The organism is Streptomyces sp. NPDC048278, assembly GCF_040652195.1.
Taxonomy (GTDB): domain Bacteria; phylum Actinomycetota; class Actinomycetes; order Streptomycetales; family Streptomycetaceae; genus Streptomyces.
On record NZ_JBEZLP010000007.1, the window covers coordinates 87,864 to 103,522 of the forward strand.

Here is a 15,659-nt window from a genome sequence, read left to right on the forward strand (position 1 = left end):
GCCCCTTTCGGGGCGCTGCCGTGGGCGGAGCGGCGTTGTTCGGGGTCGTCCGCGGAGCGTCTAGCTCGCCGACTCCGCCGCGTGCGGGCTCAGTACGTCTGCCGAGACCAGGGCGATGATCACGATGCCGAGGGCGATGCGGTACCAGACGAACGGCATGAAGCTCTTGTTGGAGATCCACTTCATGAACCATGCGATCACCGCGTACCCCGACACGAACGCGATCACCGTCGCGAACAGGGTCGGGCCCCAGGCCACGTGGCCCTCGCTCACCGAGTCCTTGACCTCGAAGGCGCCGGAGGCCAGCACGGCCGGGATGGCGAGCAGGAAGGAGTAGCGGGCCGCCGCCTCGCGCCGGTAGCCCATGAACAGGCCACCGCTGATGGTGGCGCCGGAGCGGGAGACGCCGGGGATCAGGGCGCAGGCCTGGCAGAGGCCGTAGATCAGGCCGTCCTTCACGCTCAGGTTCTCGAGCGTCTTGCGCTGCTTCGGTGCCCGGTGCCGGCCGCCCGTCTCGTCGCGGGCGGCGAGCCGGTCCGCGATGCCGATGACGACGCCCACGACGATGAGCATGGTCGCGGTGATGCGCAGGTCGCGGAACGGACCCTCGATCTGGTCCTTCAGGGTCACGCCCAGCAGACCGATCGGGATCGAGCCGACGATCACCAGCCAGCCCATCTGGGCGTCGTGGTTGCGCCGCATCGCCTTGTCGGACAGCGACCGGAACCAGGCCGAGAGGATCCGCCCGATGTCCTTGCGGAAGTAGATCAGCACCGCGGTCTCCGTGCCGATCTGGGTGATCGCCGTGAAGGCGGCCCCCGGATCCTTCCAGCCGGAGAAGGCCGCGGTCAGCCGCAGGTGCGCGCTGGAGGAGACGGGCAGGAACTCGGTCAGTCCCTGGACGAGGCCGAGGACCAGCGATTCAAACCAAGACATGAAGGTACGGCGTCCCAGGGGTGAGGAAGGGGCGGGCGGTCGCGCGGGCTCACGTGGTCGTGCGGGAAACACGCGCTCACGCAACCGCGCGCGAGCACACGGGCACGTGATCATGCGCGTCCCACCGCAGCGTATCGGGCCGGGGTGACAAGGAGGACACAGGGGTTCGGCAGGCGGCCGGGAGACCACGGGGTGTTGACCGGTCAAGGTGCCGCCGCTTACGTTTCAGCAGGGGAAAGCGCTTGCTCCGCACATCGGGGTGCGGCTACGGCGCACCTCGGGCGGGAGTTCGCCCATCGCCGGTACACGCCCGAGGAGTGCTGATCACGTCCATGCCCCGCTCCCCCCGCTCCGCGGCCCCCTTCGTCGGCCGCCGCATCCGGCCCGCCGCCGGCGGCGCCGGCGCCATCGGGCGCGGCTTCCGTCCGCCCGCCCTCGCCCGGCCGGCCACGGGCTGGGTGCCGGCCGTGCGCGAGGAGGTGTCCGCGTGAGCGGCGAGCTGCGGATCACGCACACCCACGGCGACCGGATCACGGTGACCGAGCCGGTCACCGGGGTGCAGCTGTTCTCGTACGTCTACCGGCCGGAGACGGCCTGGGAGGCGCCGCGGCCCTATCTGCACCCGATCCGTACCCTCGCCGGGGACGTGGTCACCGACTACCGGCCCAACGACCACCGTTGGCACAAGGGCCTCTCCCTGACCGCCTCCCACCTGTCGGGCGCGAACCTGTGGGGCGGCAACTCCTATGTGCACGGCCGGGGTTACCTGGCCATCCCGGAGCGCGTCGGCTCGATGCGGCACACCGGCTTCGACGAACTGTCCTCGACCGACGGCCGGCTGGTCGTCGCGGAGCGGCTGACCTGGCATCCGTACGACGGGACGCTGTGGGCGGAGGAGCGGCGCCGCATCGAGGTCCATGACGTGGACCCCGGGGCGCGTTCCTGGGCGCTGACCTGGACCAGTGAGATCACCAACCGCCGCAGCGAACCGCTGCTGTTCGGCAGCCCGACCACGGCCGGGCGTGAACAGGCGGGCTACACCGGCCTGTTCTGGCGCGGCCCGCGCGCCTTCCGGGACGGCCGGATCGTCGGCCCCGAGGGTGAGGGTCCGGAGGCCATGGGCTCCCAGTCCCCCTGGCTGGCCCTGTCCGGCGAGCACGACGGCGCCGACGGCCATGCCACCGTCGTCTTCGAACACGCCCCGGAGAACGACCACTTGGGCACCCGCGGCAGCCACCCCGCGCACTGGTTCGTACGCAACGAGCCGTTCGCCGGCATCGCCCCCTCCTGGGCCTTCCACGACGAGCTGGAACTGGCCCCCGGCGACACCCTCCGGCGCCGCTACCGGGTCGTCGTCGCCGACGGCGCCTGGGAGCGCGCGGAGATCGCCGGGTACCTGGGGGCGCATCCGTGGTGAGCGGCGGGCGGCGCAGGCCGGCGGGGCGCTGCTGACGCCTCCGTCCGTCAGGCGGCTTCCGGTCCGTCGACCGTCCAGCCCGGTGCCTGCGGGTGGGCCTTGAGGTCCTCGTGCCGCACCGGGTCGCCGCAGGCCTCGCAGACGACGAGCGCGGCGAGCGTCTTCCCGCAGCTGTGCTCGATCACCATGGGGCGCTCGCCGTCCGGGTGGAGATGGCGGTCGCCCCAGGCCATCAGGGTCATCAGGACCGGCTCCAGTTCGAGGCCCGCCTGGGTGGCCCGGTACTCGAAGCGCTGCGGCCGTTCGCTGTAGACGCGCTTGGTGAGGATCCCGGCGTCGACGAGCCGGCGCAGCCGGGTGGCCAGGATGTCGCGCGGGGCGCCGATGTTGCGCACCAGCCGGTCGAAGCGGCCGTTGCCCAGACACACCTCCCGCAGGACCAGCAGGGAGTACTTCTCGCCGACCAGCGCCAGGGCGTCGGCGATCGAGCATGGGCGGGGGTCCTTGGGGTCGGCCATGGGGTCAGTCTAGTAGAGGGTTGGATTTTCCAACCCTCGGAGTTATGGTGGGTTCGGATTTCCTACTCACCGGTAATCGAGACTGGCAATCGAGGTCCCCGAGATGCGTGACGCAGTCATCGTCGAAGCCGTACGCACCCCCGTCGGGAAGGGCAAGCCGAACGGGTCGCTCGCGCACGTCCACCCCGTCGAACTCCTCGCCCACACCCTGCGCACCCTCGTCGAGCGCTCCGGCGTCGACCCCGCCCTCGTCGACGACGTGATCGGCGGCACCGTCGACCAGGTCGGCGAGCAGGCCATGAACACCACCCGGTACGCCCTCCTGTCCGCGGGCTTCCCCGAGACGGTCCCGGCGACCACCGTGGACCGCCAGTGCGGCTCCTCTCAGCAGGCCGTGCACTTCGCCGCCCAGGGCGTCATGTCCGGGGCCTACGACATCGTGATCGCCTGCGGCGTCGAGTCGATGAGCCGGGTGCCGATGTGGTCCAACGTGCCGGCCGGCAAGGACCCCTTCGGGCCCGGAGTCGCCGCGCGCTACCCGGAGGGCCTGGTCCCGCAGGGCATCAGCGCCGAGCTCATCGCCGCGAAGTGGTCGATCTCGCGGGCGGAGATGGACGCCTTCGCGGTCTCCTCGCACCGGAAGGCGGCGGCAGCGTGGGAGGCGGGGCTGTTCGACGCGCAGGTCGCTCCGCTGGAGGGGGTGAGCCGGGACGAGTCCGTACGGCCCGGCACCACCGCGGAGGTCCTCGCCGGACTCAAGCCCGCCTACTACGACCCCGGGTTCGCCGAGCGGTTCCCGCAGATCGAGTGGAACGTCACCGCGGGCAACGCGAGCCCGGTCAACGACGGGGCGTCCGCGGTGCTCATCACCTCCGGTGAGACCGCGGCGAGGCTCGGGTTGCGGCCACTGGCCCGGCTGCACGAGTTCGCCGTGACCGGCTCCGACCCGTTGCTCATGCTGACCGGCGTGATCCCGGCGACGGAGAAGGTGCTGCGGCGGGCCGGGCTCGGCATCGAGGACATCGACCTGTTCGAGGTGAACGAGGCGTTCTCCAGCGTGGTGCTGGCCTGGCGGCAGGAGACCGGGGCGGATCTCGCCAAGGTGAACGTGCACGGCGGGGCGATCGCGCTGGGGCATCCGCTGGGGGCGAGCGGGACGCGGCTGACGACGACGCTGGTGCATGCGATGCGGGAACGCGGCGCTCGCTTTGGCCTTCAGACGATGTGTGAGGCGGGCGGGTTGGCCAACGCGATGATTCTGGAGGCGGTTCGGTAGGGCTGCGCCCAATGGGGTGCCGGGTGGGGGCGTTGGGCGGCTGACCGCGCGGTGGGGGCTGGGCGCGCAGTTCCCCGCGCCCCTTGCGGGGCGCGGGTGCGGGCGCTAGCGCTTGGGGCGTAGATGGTGGCGCTTGCGCCAGGCGACCACTGCGCCCGCCACCGCCGGGATGACGATGGCCGCCACCGAGATCAGGAAGACCGGGGACGTCGGGGTCGAGGCGCGGGCGCCTGCGACCACGTAGGCGGCGACGTTCGGGATGGAGCCCAGGGCCGTGGCCACCAGGAACGGGGTGCAGCGCATGCGGGAGACGGCGGCGGCGTAGTTCGCGGCCCAGAACGGGACGCCGGGGAACAGGCGTACCGCCAGCATCGAACGGAAGCCGTGCTTGCTGAACTGGTTGTCCGCCGCCTTGAGCAGCCGGCCGCGCAGCAGCGGGCGCAGGGCCTCCTGGCCGAGCATCCGGCCGAGCGCGAAGGAGAGCCACGCCCCGAGCACGGTGCCGGCCATGGCCGCGCCCATGCCCAGGGCCGAACCGAACAGCGCGCCGGCCGCCAGGTTCAGGATCGGGCGGGGCACGAACGCCACCGTGATCAGGCCGTATGCCACGGCGAAGACCACCACCGCGGTGGTGCCCGCCACGTGTGGCGGCCAGCCCTGCGTCATCAGCTTCTGCGGCTCGAAGAGCAGGACCGACGACCCGGCCGCCGCCAGGAGCGCGACGAGCAGGGACAGCCGGGACCACGGCGACAGCAGCACGCGGGTGCAGCGTGCGCCGAAGCTCAGAGGGGTCGGCATGGCGATGGTCAGCTCCTTGGCGGCGGCCCGGGGAGAGGCCGTGGCGGTGCCAGAGCGGTTGGCATCGAGCATTCGGTGACACTAACCGAAGCGGATGTGTGATCGCCGTATGGTTCCCGTCCCTTGGGTGAAATCGGCGCCGCGGAAAACCGTTCGACGTGGGGCGACGCGTCGGACATGATCTGTGTCATGTTCCGGTTCGCCTTCCTCGTCGCAGCATCCGCAGTCGCGGATGCGCCGAAGGCTGCCGTTCCCGTTCTCACGGCCGCTGTCGACGGCGCCCGAAGCTGACCCTCCCCGGAAAGTCCGGCGGACCCCGCAGGGGGAGGGTCGGCCGGTTCCTCGGGGTCCCCGCTCTTCCTTCGGACAAGCTTCGAGGTACAGCCATGCCCAAGACGGCATACGTCCGCACCAAACCGCATCTCAACATCGGCACGATGGGCCACGTCGACCACGGCAAGACCACCCTGACGGCCGCCATCACCAAGGTCCTCGCCGAGCGCGGCACCGGCACGTTCGTGCCGTTCGACCGCATCGACCGGGCCCCCGAGGAGGCGCTCCGCGGCATCACCATCAACATCGCGCACGTCGAGTACGAGACCGACACCCGGCACTACGCCCATGTGGACATGCCGGGTCATGCCGACTACGTCAAGAACATGGTCACCGGGGCCGCGCAGCTGGACGGCGCGATCCTCGTCGTCTCCGCGCTCGACGGGATCATGCCGCAGACCGCCGAACACGTGCTGCTCGCCCGGCAGGTGGGTGTCGACCACATCGTGGTCGCGCTCAACAAGGCCGACGCGGGTGACGAGGAGCTCACCGACCTCGTGGAGCTGGAGGTCCGGGAGCTGCTCACCGCGCAGGGGTACGGCGGTGACTCCGTGCCCGTGGTACGGGTCTCCGGGCTCAAGGCCCTGGAGGGCGACCCGCGGTGGACGGCGTCGATCGAGGCGCTGCTCGACGCGATCGACACCTACGTGCCGATGCCGGAGCGGTACCTGGACGCGCCGTTCCTGCTGCCGGTGGAGAACGTGCTCACCATCACCGGGCGCGGGACCGTCGTGACCGGTGCGGTCGAGCGGGGCACCGTGCGGGTGGGGGACCGGATCGAGGTGCTCGGCGCGGACGTCGAGACCGTCGTCACCGGCCTGGAGACCTTCGGCAAGCCGATGGACGAGGCGCAGGCCGGGGACAACGTGGCGCTGCTGTTGCGGGGCGTGCCCCGGGACGCGGTGCGGCGGGGGCATGTGGTGGCGGCGCCGGGGAGTGTGGTGCCGGCCCGGCGGTTCTCGGCGCGGGTCTACGTCCTGTCGGGGCGCGAAGGGGGTCGTACGACTCCCGTCTCGACGGGGTACCGGCCGCAGTTCTACATCCGTACGGCGGATGTGGTGGGGGACGTCGACCTCGGTGAGACGGCGGTCGCCCGGCCCGGGGACACAGTGGAGATGACCGTGGAGCTGGGGCGGGACGTGCCGCTGGAGGCGGGGCTGGGGTTCGCCATCCGTGAGGGCGGCCGGACCGTGGGGGCGGGGACCGTGACCTCCGTGGAGTGAGGTTGCGGTGTGTGGGGGACTGCGGGCCGGTGCGGGCCGGTCGCGCAGTTCCCCGCGCCCCTTTCGGGGTGCCCTGGTGGCCGCCGGCGAAAGGGCCCCGCGCCTCTTTGCGGGCATGCGCAACGCACAATGGAAGGGTGAACGAAGCCATACCCGTCGTCCGGGTCACCGCCCACGGCACCGCCAAGCTGATGCCGGACGTCGACCGGGAGCGGGCCTGGTTGCTGACCGTCGACGGGGCGCCGCAGTCGTACGTGGATCTCGACGAGCCGACGCATCTCGAATTCGAGTACGCCCGGCGGCTCGGGTACGCGCTGGACGCCGTGGCGGAGGCCGGGGAGCCGCTGGACGTGCTGCATCTCGGCGGGGGTGCCTGCACGCTTCCCCGCTATGTGGCGGCGACCCGGCCCGGGTCCCGGCAGCACGTCGTGGACGCCGACCGGGAGCTGCTGGAGCTGGTCACCGAGCATCTGCCGCTGCCGGAGCGGGCCGGCATCGCGGTGCACGCCGCCGACGCGCGCGGCTGGCTGGAGGCGGCGCCCGCGGATTTGGCGGACGTGCTGGTCGCGGACGTCTTCGGCGGGTCCCGGATCCCCGCGCACCTGACCTCGCTGGGGTACGCACGGGAGGCCGAGCGGGTCCTGCGGGGCGACGGGGTCTACCTCGCGAACCTCGCGGACTCCGCCCCCTTCGGCTTCCTCCGCTCCCAACTCGCCACGTTCGCCGCCGTCTTCGAGGAGCTGGCGCTCATCGCCGAGCCCGGTGTGCTGCGTGGGCGGCGGTTCGGGAACGCGGTGCTCATCGCCTCGCACCGGCCGATCGACGCCGGCGCGCTGGCCCGTCGTACGGCCGCCGACGCCTTTCCGGCGCGGGTCGAACACGGGGCCGCGCTGCGGGAGTTCGTCGGCGCGGCCCGGCCGGTCGGGGACGCGGACGCCGTACCGTCACCCGAGCCCCCCGGCGGAGCGTTCGGGATCGGGTGAGGCGGCCGACGGCTGTGCGGTGACCGGGACCGTGCGGCGGGTGAGGTCGCGGACGTCCGGGACCAGGAGCACCGCGGCCGTGACGGCGACGACGAGGCCCGCACAGCCCCACAGGGCCGGGCCCCGGCCGAGGACCTGTTCGGCGGGGCCCGCCAGCGCCATCGCCAGGGGCAGCAGGGAGACGGAGCCGAACCAGTCGTACGCCGAGACCCGGGAGAGCTTCTCCTCGGGGATCTCCTGGTGCAGCGCGGTCATCCAGGAGACGCCGAAGACCTCGACCGTCGCGCCCGCCACGAACATCACCACGCAGAGCACGCCCACGGGGGCGGGCACCGCGAGCGCCGCGGAGGGGAGCGCGAGCGGGAAGATGCAGAGGGTGCCGACGAACAGGAGCCGGCGGGGTTTCCAGCGGGTCATCAGGAGGGCGCCGGCCACCGTGCCCGCGCCGAACGCGGCCAGTGCCAGGCCCCAGGGGCCCGCTCCGCCCAGGCTGTCGCGGGCGACCAGCGGGCCGTAGACCGCGTCGGCGGCCCCCACCACCGCGTTCGCGATCGAGAACTGCACGACGATCCCCCACAGCCAGGGGCGGCCCGTGAACTCCCGCCAGCCGTCCCGGAGATCGGCCAGCATCCCGTCGCCCGGGGCGCGTGGCGGGATGTGACCGACGTCGAGGAACGAGCGCAGCGCACCGGCGACCGCGAACGCCACCGCGTCCACCGCCAGCACCCAGCCGGGGCCCACCGCCGCCACCAGCGCGCCGCCGAGGGCCGCGCCGCCGAGAGCGGCGCTCTGCATCGCCATCCGGAACACGGCGAACGCACGGCCCGCCTGCTCGCCGCTCACCGAGGACAGCAGCATGCCCTCCGCCGCCGGGCTGAAGAATGCCTGGCCGGTGCCGCCCAGCGCGGTGAGCAGCATCATCTGCCACAGCCGGGGGTCGCCGCTGAGCACGAGGACGGCGAAGGCGCCCTGGGAGAGGAAGTTGAGGGCGTTCGCCGCGACCATCACGCGGTGGCGGGGGAACCGGTCCGCCACGGCGCCGCCGACGAGCAGGAACAGCACCAGCGGGAAGGTGCGGGCGGCGGCCACGAGACCGACGTCCCCGGCGTCGCCGCCCGCGTCCAGCACCGCGAACGCGGCGGCGATCAGGGAGCCGTTGGCGCCGAGGCTCGTCACGATCGTCGCCGCGGTCAGCAGGCTGTAGTTGCGGCCCGCCCAGGCGGGTCTGCGCAGGCGGGAGGCGGTGCCGGGGGCACCCGGGGTACCGGGGGAGTCGGAGGCGGAGGTCACCGACCGACTATCCCCGCCGGGAGGCCACGCTGCCAACCCGATTCCCGGGCATTCCGTCCCCGGCCGTGCAGGTCAGCCTCCGGTCGGGGTGCCGTGCAGCCGGACCGTGCTGAGGATCTTCATGATCGTCGCGGTCGGGACCTCTCCGTTCACGCCCTTGGCGCCGTAGAAGTCCCACGAGACCAGGTCGCCGGCCGAGTTCTCGAAGCCGAAGGTGATCGCCTTGCCGTCGGTCGCGCACTTGCCCTTGGCGGGGGAGTCCGTCGAACGCGCCCAGGCGTAGGCGCCCTTGAGGCCGGAGGCGGTGGTGTAGGCGGTGGCCTTCTGGTCGTAGCTGATGGTCTTCTTGTCCGGATACGTGTATCCGCCGTAGACCCACCAGGGGACCTCCTTGACGGCCGCGTCGCCGGGCGTCTTCGCGCCGCTCTCGCCCTTGGTGCCCACCCCGGCCAGGGCCGTGTCCTCGGTCCTGCCGTCCTTGTCGTCGTCGCTCGTGCACCACTTCGACTTGTACTGGGCGGGCGCCGACATCGTGATGATCGGCTTGCCCTCCTTGTCCTCGAAGCCGATCGACGTCCCCGGGGTGAGGACCTCCCAGTCGGCGGGTACGTCGAAGGCCGTGCCCCACTTGGGGTTCACGACGGTCTTCCAGCCCGCGACCGTCGGCTTCTCGGTCTCCTCGCCGCCGCGCGGGTCGTCGTCCGCCGACGCGGAGGCCGAGACGGAGGCGGTGCCGGTGGGCGCGTGGCTCACCTGCCGGCTCTTGCCGGTGTCCGCCTTGTCGTCCTTCTTGTTGCCGAGGACCAGGAACCCGGTCACCCCGGCCGCCACCACGACGGCCGTCGCCGCGATGATCGCGACCAGCTTCGTGCGGTCGCCGCCCCCGCCCCCGCCCTGCGGTGGCTGCGGAGCCCCGGCGGGCCCGGGCGGGCCCCACTGCGGCTGCTGCCCGTACCCGCCCTGCTGCGGATACTGCTGGTAGCCGGGCTGCTGATACGGATTCGGCTGCTGGTAACCCGGTTGCTGATACGGGTTGCTCTGCGGGTACTGCTCGCCCCCTGGCGGCTGCTGTTCTGGCCACATGGCTCGTAACCCTAGTGCCGGCCGGTCCGGTTCAGGGCGGGGGCCGTCGTCTTCCCGGTGACGAGGGTCACCGCACCGCTCTGGTCAGATTCTGCTACTCGTTAGTAACATATTCGCCATGAGCGCTGACCAGATGTCGATCGGCGAGATGCTCGCCGCCACGGTCCCGATGGTGCGGACCCTCAACCTGGAGTACCTGGAGATCACTCCGGAGCGGGCCGTGCTGTCCCTGCCGGACCAGGGCGACTTCCACAACCACATCGGCGGCCCGCACGCGGGCGCGATGTTCACCCTCGCCGAGTCCGCGAGCGGCGCGATCGTGCTCGCCGCCTTCGGTGACCAGCTCTCCCGCGCCGTGCCGCTCGCCGTCAGCGCCGAGATCGCCTACAAGAAGGTCGCTCTCGGCCCGGTCAAGGCCACCGCGACGCTGGGCCGCCCGATCGCCGACGTCGTCGCCGAACTCGACGAGGGCAGGCGCCCCGAGTTCCCGGTCGCCGTCGCCCTCTCGCGCGAGGACGGCGCGGTCACCGGTGAGATGACCGTTGTCTGGACGCTGCGGCCCAACGGCTGAGCGGGACTTCGTCGTCACATGCCGGACGGGGTGAGGATCGCAGGATCCTCACCCCGTCCGGTGTAGGGGCCGCTCAGGCGGCGCGGCTCTCCTCGCGCCCGGCCCCCGCTTCCTCCAGGCCCGCCACGAACTCCTTGAGCCAGGCCGTGAACTCCGGCCCCAGGTCCGGACGTTCGCAGGCGAGCCGGACCACCGTGCGCAGGTAGTCGGCCTTGTCCCCGGTGTCGTAGCGCAGCCCGTCGAAGACCACCCCGTGGACCGTGCCGGCCGCGGCCAGGTCCTGCAACGCGTCCGTCAGCTGGATCTCGCCGCCGCGGCCGGGCGCGGTCCGCTCCAGGACGTCGAACACCTCGGGGTCCAGGACGTAGCGGCCGATGACCGCGTAGTTGCTGGGCGCGTTCTCCGGAGACGGCTTCTCCACCAGTCCGGTCACCCGGACCACACCGTCCTCGCCGGTCGGCTCGACGGCGGCACAGCCGTAGAGGTGCACCTGGGACGGGTCGACCTCCATGAGCGCGACGACACTGCCCCGGCGGCGGTCGCGGACGTCCAGCATCCGGCTGAGCAGGGTCTCGCGGGCGTCGATCAGGTCGTCGCCGAGGAGCACCGCGAAGGGCTGGTCGCCCACGTGGTGCTTCGCGCACAGCACCGCGTGTCCGAGGCCGAGCGGGTCGCCCTGGCGGATGTGGTGGATGTCGGCGAGCCGCGCGGGATCGCGCACGGCGTCCAGGCGCACGGTGTCGCCCTTGGCGGCCAGCGCCTGCTCCAGCTCGAAGGCGTTGTCGAAGTGGTCCTCGATGGCCCGCTTGTGCCGGCCGGTGACCATGAGGATGTCGTCGAGCCCGGCCTTGGCGGCCTCCTCGACGACGTACTGGATGGCCGGCTTGTCGACGACCGGCAGCATCTCCTTCGGCGTCGCCTTGGTGGCGGGCAGGAACCGGGTGCCGAGCCCGGCGGCCGGGACCACGGCCTTGCGGACCGGCCGGGGGGACGAGGGGGCGGGGGAGGAGTGGGGGGCGATCATGCGGCACATGCTGGCCCACCCGGATGAGAGGGGGCCGGGAGAAACGTGGGAGGCGGCTGTGGAACCCGGCGTTCCGTCAGGGGTGACCCCGGCCGTCCGGAAGTTGAAGATTTCGTGTGCCATCGGCTCCGTACCGCACACAAGTTGAACCTGTGCGACCGCTGAATCCCGGCCGGATGCGGATACCGGCGGTAACTTATCTGAATTCCCGCTTCTTTGAACTTCGGTCACCTCAACTTCTTGTTTCCTGTGAGGCCGGTGTGCAAAGGTGAGCCACCCCGCGGGAGGGTCCACAGAACGGTACGGCCACCATGCCGACCGTTACTGACCCCAAAAGGTACGCACCAATCAGCACTGCATTCCTCAGGGCGCCATTTCGCATGCCGTCCTGCGGCTCGGAAGGAAATGGTCCAGTGCACTCCCCCTACCCCCCACGCCCGCCTTACCCGCCTCGCCCCGGTTCGACCCCTGGGGAGTCCGACCGCAATCTCATCGCCCAGCTCACCGGAAGTCCCACGGCCAGGCATCACGCCGTCGCCCTGCTGCTGGCCCGGCACTGGCGCGCCACCTGCGACTACGCCGTGGTCTGCCTCGCCGCCGCGACCCCCACCGCCCAACTCGTCGCCAGCGCGGCCTTCGAGCGGGTCCTCGGCCGGCTGGCCGGCGGCGCGGTCGGCGGCGCCCTGCGGCCACAGCTCCTCGTGGCGGTTCGGGAGACCGTCCGCGCGTGGGCCGCCGACGAAGCCATTTCGGTGGTCGCACCGGAACTGCGCAAGACCACCGGGGGGCGCGGACTGAGCGCCGCGAAACCCGGCACCCCCGAAAGGCGGCAACTCGCCGAGCGTGCTTTCCAGGCTCTTCCGGGAGCCTCGCAATGTCTCCTCTGGCACACCGAGGTCGAAGCCGAACCCATAAACATACCCGCTGGTCTGCTGGGTGTCGACACCGCTACCGCGACGGCCGCCCTCGACCAGGCCCGCGAACAATTCAGGACCGGATTGGTACGCACCCATCGGGAACTCGCGCCCTCGAAGGAATGCCGCTTCTACAACCGGCTCCTCGACGTCCCCATTCGCCGGGGCGGCGCTCTGCTCCCGGATGTGCAACGGCATCTCACCGACTGCCGGTACTGCCGGCACGCCGCCGAACAACTCAGCCATTTCGACGGCGGCCTCGAGGTGCTGCTCGCCGAGACCGTGCTGGGCTGGGGCGCCCGCCGCTATCTCGACTCGCGGCCCGGACCCGGCGGGACGGCGGAGGCCTGGCAGGCCGGAGCCGACACCGCGAGCACGGCGGCGGTGCCCGGCGGACGGCACCGCATCGTGACCGGGAGCGGACGGCGCAAGGCAGTGCTGGCCGGTGCCGGCCTGGTCTCCCTGGCACTCCTCGCGACCGTGCTCGTGGCCAAGGGCTGGTCCGACGACAAGGGCGTCCCGCATCCCGGCTCCACCACCTGGGGAGCCCCCGTCGGCGGCACCACCACCGGGTCCGGCCCCGCCGCCGACCCGCCCTCTTCGGGCTCCCCGTCCCCGGCCTCCGTGGGCGAGCCCGTCGAGATCGCCCACGGCAGGCTGCGCAGCCTCGACGCCGGGCGCTGCGTCGACGTGCGCGGCGGCCGGGTGCGGAGCGGGGCGGAACTGCGGCTCGGCCCGTGCTCGGACGCCGGGTCCCAGCAGTGGTCGTACCAGGACGACGGCATGCTGCGCAGCGCGTTCGACCCCACCCTCTGCCTCGCCGCGGACCCCGGTGCGCGCCGGGTCGTGGTCTCCGGCTGCCTGGTGCACGCGGGGGAGGTGTCGTACGACCTGACGGTGCGCGGCGAGCTCCTGCTCCGCTGGGACAAGGACCTCGCGCTGGCCGCGGACGGCACACGGGTGGTCGTGGCCGTGCGGAACGGAGCCGTCCGGCAGCAGTGGGCACTGGACCCCGGGAACGGCGGTGCGCCGGTGCAGCCCGGGACGCCGGGCGCCACGCCCCCCGCACCGTCCGGGCCCCGGAAGACCGGACCGACGGGGATCCCCGCGCCCCCGCCCGTCCCGCACGAGCAGTCCGGCGAACCGGGGGAGCCGTACGGCACACGGGTCGCACGGGCCGGGGACCGGCAGCCTCCGGTCGCCGTCACACCGACCGAGCCCGAGGAGTCCGAGAGCCAGGTCGCGGGATCGGCCGACGCGGTGGTCGGCGACGTCCTGGACTCGGTACCGACGACCGTGACGGACCTCGTGGACGCCGTTCCGGACATCGTGAGCGGGGTGCGTGGAGCGGGTGGAATGGGTGGAATGGGTGGAGTGGGCGGACTGCTCGGCTGAGGTCGGTGCCGGTCGCGTCGGATGCGTCGGCCGTTCCGGCTGCCGACTGCCTGTTGCCCGCCGCCGCACGCGGCTTGACCGAGCCGGGACCGGTGTCGCGATAGGGCGTTAGTCTGCTGTGCGCGCCGCTGCCCGCGTCGTGCGGGCCCGTTTCGACAGGACCAGGACGGAACCATGCCGGGAGAGATCTCGCCCACCGGGAAGCAGACCGGCCCCGCCTCGCCGCCCGAGCTGCGGGCCTCGCACGCCGACCGGGACCGGGTGGTGGACGTGCTGCGTATCGCGGCAGGGGACGGCCTGTTGACCGCGGACGAGTTGGACGAGCGCCTGGAAGTCGCCCTGTCGGCCCGGACGCTGAGCGAACTGGCCACGCTCACCGCCGACTTGCCGCCCGTCTCGGCTTCGGTCGGGGCGCTCGGGGCGCTCGGGGCGCTCGGGGCGGAAGTCAAGGACGTGGTCCGGATCGAACAGGTCCACAGCGGTGCGGTCGAGCGGGCGGGACGCTGGGTGGTACCGCGCCGGATGGAACTCGCCGTGACGTACTGCGCGGTGACGCTCGACTTCACGGATGCCGTGATCACGCACGACACCCTGCGGATCGACGTGGCGATGACGGGGAAGGCGCTGACGCTGATCACGCGGCCGGGCATCGTGGTCGACACCGACGGCCTGCACCTGGTGCACACCAAGGTCAAGTACCGTCAGCCGCCCACGAGTCCGGCGGCGCCGCCCGCCCTGCGCGTGGAACTGGTCGGCCAGAAGGCCCACGGTCGCGTGGTGGTGCGGCCCCCGCGACGGACCTTCGGGCAGTGGCTGCTGCGCAGGCCCGCCTTCCGTCCCGAGGGCGCCTGAGGGGTGCCGGTCGCGGGGCGCGTCCAGACGGTTCGCTACGACGGCGCGCCCGCGGACGGGATCGGCGAGACCGTCGGGGGCGGCGAGGGTGTTGAGGGCGGCGCCGGGTTCCGCGCGTGGGTGCGGAAGGCCAGCAGGACCGCGGAACCCGCCGCCCACAGGACGAGTGTCGCCAGCGGGGCGAGGACGTGGGAGCCCCGGAAGTAGCTGAGGTCGGCGATGGCGCGGACGGCGGCGCCGGGCGGCAGCAGCTCCGACAGGGCCCGGGCGCCGCTCGGCATCAGGTTGGTGCCGATGGTCGCGCCGCTGGTGGAGTTTCCGACGGTCAGCAGCAACAGGGTGGCGAGGGGGATGCCCAGGGGGCCGACGTAGGTGGCCAGCATTTTCGTGGTGAAGGCCGCGGCGGCGGCCAGCAGGGCCAGGATGAAGGCGAGGGGAAGATACGGCGCGGGGACGGCTCCCAGGACAGGGCCGGCGAGGGCAGCCGCGACCAGGCCGGACGCCGCGGCGAACGCGGCCAGCAGGGCGAAGCGGTGCCGCAGCTTCAGCAGGCCGCTGAGTCCCACGACGTTCTGGGCGAGGGCGAAGCCGGAGAGGGTCACCCCGAAGGAGACGTAGAACCCGGCGAGGCCGCGGGCGTCGTACCGGGCGAGCGGCACGATGTCGGAGACGCCGAGGTGCCGGTCGGCGCCGTGCGCGTAGGCGGTGGCGAGCTTGGTGACCGCGGTGGTCGTCGACAGGCCGTTCGCGCTCGCCACGTCGAGTTCGAGGTCCTTGCCGTGCGGGCGGCTTTCGAGCACGGCCACGACATCGCGGTGGCGCAGCGCGTCGCGTGCCTCGGCGGCCGAGGGGGCGTGCCGTACGTCGAGCGAGTCGCCCAGCGCCTGCTGGACCTGGTCCGCCAGCTTGGCACTCGTGACCGCCACGGGGATCCGGTGCGGCTGGGGATCGCGCATGAGCCCGATGTAGCAGCTGACGAACGCCGAGACGATGACGAGACCGATCAGGAACGGCTGCAGCCACACCCGTACGCGACGGCGACGCTT

The 15,659-nt window shown here is 72.4% G+C and carries 15 protein-coding genes; 8 read left to right on the forward strand and 7 right to left on the reverse strand.

Going from position 1 to position 15,659, the window contains the following annotated elements; translation table 11 throughout:
- Positions 1–60: 60 nt before the first annotated feature.
- On the reverse strand, positions 61–936 hold the full coding sequence (locus tag AB0D74_RS14980) for an undecaprenyl-diphosphate phosphatase (protein ID WP_362585344.1): 876 nt from the start codon (positions 934–936) through the stop codon (positions 61–63).
- Positions 937–1,268: 332 nt separating this feature from the next.
- Between AB0D74_RS14980 and AB0D74_RS14985 the strand changes: the two genes are divergently transcribed.
- Complete coding sequence (locus tag AB0D74_RS14985; RefSeq protein WP_362585347.1) at positions 1,269–1,427, forward strand: hypothetical protein; 159 nt, start codon at positions 1,269–1,271, stop codon at positions 1,425–1,427.
- Positions 1,424–2,353 (forward strand): PmoA family protein, encoded by a 930-nt coding sequence (locus tag AB0D74_RS14990; protein WP_362585350.1) that lies wholly within the window; start codon positions 1,424–1,426, stop codon positions 2,351–2,353. Before AB0D74_RS14985 ends, AB0D74_RS14990 begins: the two co-directional genes overlap by 4 nt.
- A gap of 47 nt (positions 2,354–2,400) precedes the next feature.
- Here the strand turns inward: AB0D74_RS14990 and AB0D74_RS14995 are convergent, their stop codons facing one another.
- Positions 2,401–2,871, reverse strand: a complete 471-nt coding sequence (locus AB0D74_RS14995; protein ID WP_362585353.1) for a helix-turn-helix domain-containing protein — start codon at positions 2,869–2,871, stop codon at positions 2,401–2,403.
- Positions 2,872–2,974: 103 nt separating this feature from the next.
- On the opposite strand from AB0D74_RS14995, the gene AB0D74_RS15000 reads away from it, so the two are divergent.
- Positions 2,975–4,147, forward strand: coding sequence for a thiolase family protein (locus AB0D74_RS15000; RefSeq protein ID WP_362585356.1), 1,173 nt, complete (start codon positions 2,975–2,977; stop codon positions 4,145–4,147).
- 105 nt (positions 4,148–4,252) lie between these two features.
- On the opposite strand, the gene AB0D74_RS15005 is transcribed toward AB0D74_RS15000, so the two are convergent.
- A complete protein-coding gene (locus AB0D74_RS15005; protein WP_362585359.1) occupies positions 4,253–5,017 on the reverse strand; it encodes a TVP38/TMEM64 family protein in 765 nt (254 codons plus the stop codon).
- A gap of 314 nt (positions 5,018–5,331) precedes the next feature.
- Between AB0D74_RS15005 and tuf the strand changes: the two genes are divergently transcribed.
- Together tuf and AB0D74_RS15015 are read left to right on the forward strand one after the other, a co-directional pair.
- Entirely contained in the window at positions 5,332–6,501 is a 1,170-nt protein-coding gene (tuf, locus tag AB0D74_RS15010; RefSeq protein WP_362585362.1) for an elongation factor Tu, read from the forward strand.
- A 137-nt stretch (positions 6,502–6,638) separates the two neighbouring features.
- Positions 6,639–7,484, forward strand: coding sequence for a fused MFS/spermidine synthase (locus tag AB0D74_RS15015; RefSeq protein ID WP_362585364.1), 846 nt, complete (start codon positions 6,639–6,641; stop codon positions 7,482–7,484).
- Here AB0D74_RS15015 and AB0D74_RS15020 read toward each other — a convergent pair.
- Complete coding sequence (locus AB0D74_RS15020; protein ID WP_362585366.1) at positions 7,446–8,774, reverse strand: MFS transporter; 1,329 nt, start codon at positions 8,772–8,774, stop codon at positions 7,446–7,448. The genes AB0D74_RS15015 and AB0D74_RS15020 overlap by 39 nt on opposite strands.
- A 72-nt stretch (positions 8,775–8,846) precedes the next feature.
- Positions 8,847–9,857, reverse strand: a complete 1,011-nt coding sequence (locus AB0D74_RS15025; RefSeq protein WP_362585369.1) for a hypothetical protein — start codon at positions 9,855–9,857, stop codon at positions 8,847–8,849.
- Between the two features lie 133 nt (positions 9,858–9,990).
- On the opposite strand from AB0D74_RS15025, the gene AB0D74_RS15030 reads away from it, so the two are divergent.
- Positions 9,991–10,428 carry a DUF4442 domain-containing protein gene (locus AB0D74_RS15030; protein ID WP_362586013.1) on the forward strand — a complete coding sequence of 146 codons (438 nt, stop codon included), beginning with the start codon at positions 9,991–9,993 and terminating at the stop codon, positions 10,426–10,428.
- A 73-nt stretch (positions 10,429–10,501) separates the two neighbouring features.
- Here the strand turns inward: AB0D74_RS15030 and galU are convergent, their stop codons facing one another.
- Positions 10,502–11,452 (reverse strand): UTP--glucose-1-phosphate uridylyltransferase GalU, encoded by a 951-nt coding sequence (galU, locus tag AB0D74_RS15035; protein ID WP_362585371.1) that lies wholly within the window; start codon positions 11,450–11,452, stop codon positions 10,502–10,504.
- 413 nt (positions 11,453–11,865) lie between these two features.
- Between galU and AB0D74_RS15040 the strand changes: the two genes are divergently transcribed.
- Entirely contained in the window at positions 11,866–13,761 is a 1,896-nt protein-coding gene (locus tag AB0D74_RS15040) for a ricin-type beta-trefoil lectin domain protein (RefSeq protein ID WP_362585374.1), read from the forward strand.
- Between the two features lie 174 nt (positions 13,762–13,935).
- Positions 13,936–14,613 carry a DUF1707 domain-containing protein gene (locus tag AB0D74_RS15045; RefSeq protein WP_362585377.1) on the forward strand — a complete coding sequence of 226 codons (678 nt, stop codon included), beginning with the start codon at positions 13,936–13,938 and terminating at the stop codon, positions 14,611–14,613.
- Between the two features lie 35 nt (positions 14,614–14,648).
- Here the strand turns inward: AB0D74_RS15045 and AB0D74_RS15050 are convergent, their stop codons facing one another.
- Entirely contained in the window at positions 14,649–15,638 is a 990-nt protein-coding gene (locus AB0D74_RS15050; RefSeq protein ID WP_362585380.1) for a hypothetical protein, read from the reverse strand.
- Between the last annotated feature and the right edge of the window lie 21 nt (positions 15,639–15,659).